This is a genomic window from Streptomyces durocortorensis, assembly GCF_016901035.1.
Lineage (GTDB): Bacteria > Actinomycetota > Actinomycetes > Streptomycetales > Streptomycetaceae > Streptomyces > Streptomyces durocortorensis.
This window is the reverse complement of record NZ_JAFEUF010000364.1, coordinates 1-4,957: the sequence shown is the minus strand read 5'-3', so window position 1 is coordinate 4,957 and position 4,957 is coordinate 1. Positions and strand designations below refer to the sequence as shown.

The 4,957-nt window shown below is 72.4% G+C and carries 6 protein-coding genes; 4 read left to right on the top strand and 2 right to left on the bottom strand.

Going from position 1 to position 4,957, the window contains the following annotated elements; all coding sequences use genetic code 11:
- Nucleotides 1-262 precede the first annotated feature (262 nt).
- Nucleotides 263-1,609, top strand: a complete 1,347-nt coding sequence (locus JS521_RS33790) for a 6-phospho-beta-glucosidase (protein WP_205086706.1) — start codon at nucleotides 263-265, stop codon at nucleotides 1,607-1,609.
- 90 nt (nucleotides 1,610-1,699) lie between these two features.
- Here the strand turns inward: JS521_RS33790 and JS521_RS33785 are convergent, their stop codons facing one another.
- Nucleotides 1,700-2,137 (bottom strand): hypothetical protein, encoded by a 438-nt coding sequence (locus JS521_RS33785; protein WP_205086705.1) that lies wholly within the window; start codon nucleotides 2,135-2,137, stop codon nucleotides 1,700-1,702.
- Complete coding sequence (locus JS521_RS33780; protein ID WP_205086704.1) at nucleotides 2,131-2,607, bottom strand: ATP-binding protein; 477 nt, start codon at nucleotides 2,605-2,607, stop codon at nucleotides 2,131-2,133. Before JS521_RS33780 ends, JS521_RS33785 begins: the two co-directional genes overlap by 7 nt.
- A 207-nt stretch (nucleotides 2,608-2,814) precedes the next feature.
- On the opposite strand from JS521_RS33780, the gene JS521_RS33775 reads away from it, so the two are divergent.
- The 3 genes from JS521_RS33775 (at nucleotide 2,815) to JS521_RS33765 (ending at nucleotide 4,795) form a co-directional block, all read left to right on the top strand.
- A complete protein-coding gene (locus JS521_RS33775) occupies nucleotides 2,815-3,675 on the top strand; it encodes a Sco1979 family transcriptional regulator (protein WP_205086703.1) in 861 nt (286 codons plus the stop codon).
- Complete coding sequence (locus JS521_RS33770) at nucleotides 3,675-3,911, top strand: DUF397 domain-containing protein (protein WP_205086702.1); 237 nt, start codon at nucleotides 3,675-3,677, stop codon at nucleotides 3,909-3,911. The genes JS521_RS33775 and JS521_RS33770 overlap by 1 nt, the downstream gene beginning before the upstream one ends.
- A 74-nt stretch (nucleotides 3,912-3,985) precedes the next feature.
- Nucleotides 3,986-4,795 (top strand): SAM-dependent methyltransferase, encoded by an 810-nt coding sequence (locus tag JS521_RS33765; RefSeq protein WP_205086701.1) that lies wholly within the window; start codon nucleotides 3,986-3,988, stop codon nucleotides 4,793-4,795.
- Nucleotides 4,796-4,957 lie beyond the last annotated feature (162 nt).

The following is a 4,957-nucleotide window of genomic DNA, read 5'->3' as shown; positions in this document are numbered from 1 at the left end:
CCCGTACCCGCTCCGGTGGCGACGATCCCGCAGCAGCGCCGCCCCGCCGCCGCCGTCCGGCTCTGGCAGGCGGTCAGCCGCTGGTGGAGCGGCTACTGACACGCGGTCGGCCCCGGGGAGATGCCGTGCTGATCAGGCCGGACACCCCCTGATGCCGAGGCGGCCCCGGATCACGCTCACGGGCCCGGGGCCGCCTCGTCGCGCGTGGGGCCGGGCGCGCGCAGCGCCGTACGGCCGTGGCCTGCCCGTACCATCGAGCAGCGTGAAGCTGACAATTCTTGGCGGTGGCGGATTCCGGGTGCCTCTCGTGTACGGGGCCCTCCTCGGCGATCACGCCGAGGGCCGCGTCTCCCGGGTCACGCTGTACGACACCGACGCCGACCGGCTCACCGCCGTCGCCCGCGTCCTCGCGGAACAGGGCCGGGACGTCGCGGACGCGCCCGCCGTCGTCGCCACCACGGAACTCGACGAGGCTCTGCGCGGCGCCGACTTCGTCTTCTCCGCCATCCGGGTCGGCGGGCTCGCCGGCCGCGCCGCCGACGAACGGGTGGCCCTCGACGAGGGCGTGCTCGGCCAGGAGACCGTCGGCGCCGGCGGCATCGCGTACGGGCTGCGCACCGTCCCCGTCGCCCTCGACCTCGCCCGGCGCATCGCCCGCATCGCCCCGCAGGCGTGGGTCATCAACTTCACCAACCCGGCGGGCCTGGTCACCGAGGCCATGTCCCGGCACCTGGGCGACCGGGTCATCGGGATCTGCGACTCGCCGGTCGGCCTGGGACGGCGCATCGCCCGCGTCCTGGGTGCCGACCCGGACCGGGCCTGGATCGACTACGCCGGGCTCAACCACCTCGGGTGGGTGCAGGGCCTGTACGTGGAGGGGCGGGACGAACTGCCCCGGCTGCTCGCCGATCCGCAGCTGCTCGAATCCTTCGAGGAGGGCCGCCTCTTCGGCGCGGAACTCCTCCGGTCGCTGGGCGCGATCCCCAACGAGTACCTGCACTACTACTACGTCAACCGCGAGGCCGTACACGCCTATCAGCAGGCGGAGCGGACCCGGGGCGCGTTCCTCCAGGACCAGCAGGAGGGCTTCTACGCCCGCATGCGCGAACCCGGCACGCCCGCCTGGGCCACCTGGGACCGCACCCGCGCCGAACGCGAGGCGACGTACATGGCCGAGAACCGCGAGGTCGCCGGGGCGGGGGAGCGGGAGGAGAGCGACCTGGAGTCCGGCGGCTACGAACAGGTCGCGCTCGCCCTGATGCGCGCCGTCGCCCGCAACGAACGCACCTCCCTGATCCTCAACGTCCGCAACCGCACGACCCTCCCGGCCCTGGACGAGGACGCCGTCGTCGAGGTGCCCTGCCTCGTCGACGCCAACGGGGCCCACCCGGTGGCCGTCTCCCCGCTCCCGTACCACGCGCTCGGCCTCGTCACCGCGGTGAAGGCCGTGGAGCGGGCGGTGCTGGAGGCTGCGGAGAGCGGATCCCGCGCGGCGGCCGCCCAGGCGTTCGCGCTGCACCCGCTGGTCGACTCCGTGACGGTGGCACGACGGCTGCTCGACCGGTACACCGAGGTCCACCCGGGGCTCGCGTACCTCGACCGGGCCTGATCCGCCCCGGCCCACGACCGGACGGTACGGGCCCGACCTGACCGGGCCCGGCACGTCCGGTCGTGGGCCCGCCGCCGGGCGCCACGGAGGCTACGGAGCGGAAACGACGCTCCGCGTACCGGCGGCCCCCCAGCTCGGTGTCACCCCCGTCACCTGGCAGACCATCAGGAAGAGCGGAATGGGCGGGGTGTACGGCGTGAGGCCGTCCGGCGAGTGGATCAACCGGGGCCGGCTGCCGGGCACGTCCGCGTCCCGCGCGTACATCACCTGGTCGGGCCAGTCGAGATCCAGGTCGGAGCCGGCCGGGACGATCCACCACCAGCGGTCCGCGTCGGCGAACACGCAGCCGGTACGCGGCAGATGGGAGATGAGGCGGAAGCCGTGCCGGGCGGGCACCCCGACCGCGTCGCAGCCCAGGCTGGCCGACATCGAGGCCGGCAGCGCCAGCCGCACCCGGCCGCCGCGGGTCTGGTCGGGCGTCCGGCCCCGGTGCGCCCCGCGCAGCCGGGACAGCGCGTTCCTCAGCATGGCCGCTCCGCGCCGGACAGCTGCTCCGCCTCGTGCGGCAGCTCCGCCCAGACGATCCGCCCGGAGGCGTCCCCGGCGTCGTGCGAACCCCAGGCGCTGCTCATCGCGTCGACGAGGAGCAGACCCCGGCCGTGCTCGTCGTCGGAGGAGCGCCGCAGCCGCGGGCCGCCGCTCTGGTGTCCCTGGTCCTGCACGGCTATCCGCACTCGTCTGCCGAGCCGGCTCAGCTCGCACACCACCCGGGTGCTCGCGGTGTGCACGACGGCGTTGGTCACCAGCTCGGAGACGACGAGGACGGCCGCGTCGCAGGCGTCGCGGCCCAGCTTCCAGGCGTCCAGCCGGGCTCGCGTCAGCTCGCGCGCACCGGCCACCGACTCGGGGTGTGCCGGCAGCGCGAAGCAGTAACGGAGCGCCTCCGTCCCGGGACTGAGGTCCATGAGCCGGGGGATGAGCGCACTGCCAGGTGCCACGACCGATTCCTCACAGTGGGGGCTGCGTCACGCTTCGTTCCCCGGATGCTCGGGGGCGGGCATGACTGAGCGAACTGGTTCGGGAGTCAACTCTCCCCCTGACGATGACACTTGGCAAGGGGCACTCTGAAATTTCCAGAGTGACTGTGTCGTTGGGGGCGCACGCATGGCACACTGCTCGCAAAACAGCGCATGGGGAGGTCTGAAGTGAGCGAACCGCGGTCCGCCCCGACCGTGGGCCAGGTCGTTCTCGGCAAGCGCCTGCAGGATCTGCGCGAGCGTGTCGGCCTGACCCGTGACCAGGCGGCGAAGGTGCTCAGGGTCGCCCCGGCGACGATACGCAGAATGGAAACGGCCGAGGTCGGGCTGAAGATCCCCTACGTCCAGCTGCTGCTGAAGGCGTACGGTGTCGGCGACCAGGAGGCCGAGGCCTTCGTCGACCTGGCGGAGGAGGCGAACCGGCCGGGCTGGTGGCAGCGTTTCCACGACGTGCTGCCCGACTGGTTCAGCATGTACGTCAGCCTGGAGGGCGCCGCGAGCCTGCTGCGCATGTACGAGCCGCACTTCGTGCCCGGACTGCTCCAGACCGAGGACTACGCGCGCTCCGTGATGCGCACCGGGGCGGTCGGCCAGACCCGGCCCGAGGACATCGAGCGCCATGTGGCGCTGCGGATGGAGCGGCAGTCCCTGCTGGCCAAGGACGACGCCCCGCGGCTGTGGGCGATCATGGACGAGACCGTTCTGCGGCGGCCCGTCGACAGCGCGCAGGTGATGCGCGGCCAGATCGACAAGCTGCTCGCGGCCACGGAGCTTCCCCACGTCACGCTGCAGATCGCGGAGTTCGCCGCCGGCCACCACCCGGGAACCTACGGTCCTTTCGTCCTCTTCCGGTTCGCCGTTCCCGAACTCCCCGACATGGTCTACAGCGAGTACCTGACCGGCGCGGTCTACTTCGACGCCCGCCCCGAGGTGGCCTCCTACCTCGAAGTCATGGACCGCATGGCGGCTCAGGCCGCGACTGCACAACGCACGAAGGAAATCCTCCGGGACTTCCGCAAGGAGCTGTGATGAACCACATATACAACGGCATGCCGGCCGGTGACCTCGGCTCCGAAGGCTGGTACAAGCCGTGGAGCGGCGGGAACGGCGGCAACTGCATCGAGGCCATGAAGCTCGCCGACGGGCGGGTCGCCGTACGCCAGTCCGCCGACCCGGAGGGCCCCGCCCTCATCTACTCCAACGGCGAGATCGCCGCGTTCATCCAGGGCGCCAAGGCCGGCCAGGCCGACTTCCTGCTCACCTGAGACCGCACCTGAGACCGCATCCGACGAACGGACCGCACCCCTCCTCTGTACGACCTCTGACCACGGAGCGCGCCATGACCGGGCAAGAACCCCACTCCATCGAGATCGACACCAGCAAGCCGCATCCGGCCCGCATGTACGACTGGTTCCTCGGCGGCAAGGACAACTACCCGGTCGACGAACAGATGGCGCGCCAGCTGCTTGCCCTGGACGCGCGCGGCCGTGACATGGCGCGGGTCAACCGGGCGTTCATGCACCGGGCCACCCGCTGGCTCGCCGAGCACGGCGTACGCCAGTTCCTGGACATCGGCACCGGCATACCCACCGAGCCGAACCTCCACCAGATCGCCCAGCAGGCCGCCCCCGACGCGCGCATCGTCTACTGCGACAACGACCCGATCGTGCTGGCCCACGCGGCGGCGCTGCTCCGCTCGACGCCCGAGGGTGCCACCGAGTACATCCAGGCGGACGCCCGCAGGCCCGAGACGATCCTGGCGGAGGCCGGCAAGGTCCTGGACTTCGGCCGGCCGATCGCGCTCTCCCTGCTGGCCCTGCTGCACTTCATCGACGACGAGGACGGCGCGGCCGCCCTGGTCGACAAGCTCGTCGACCAGCTTCCCTCCGGCAGCTACCTGGTGCTCTCGCACACCACCGGCGACTTCAACCCGGAGGGCGCCGCCCAGGCCCGCGCCATGTACAAGGCGCGCGGGATGACGCTGCGCCCCCGCAGCCGCGCCGAACTCACGGCGTTCTTCGACGGCCTCGAACTGGTCGAACCGGGCGTCTCGCTCTCGGCCGACTGGCACCCCGGACTCGGTGAGGTCATCGACGTCGCCGGCGACGAGCCGATCCCCGGTTACGCGGGCGTGGCGCGCAAGCCCTGACCCGGTCCGGGCTCAGGCGCCGACGCCTCGCTCGCCCCGCTCCTCGACACCGAGTACCGGCGTCGCCTCGCCCCGGCCCGCTGAGCCGGCCGCCACGCGTCACAATGGACCCATGTCACCCCCCCCCCCCCCCCCCCCGGGGCCCCCCCCCCCCGGGGCGGG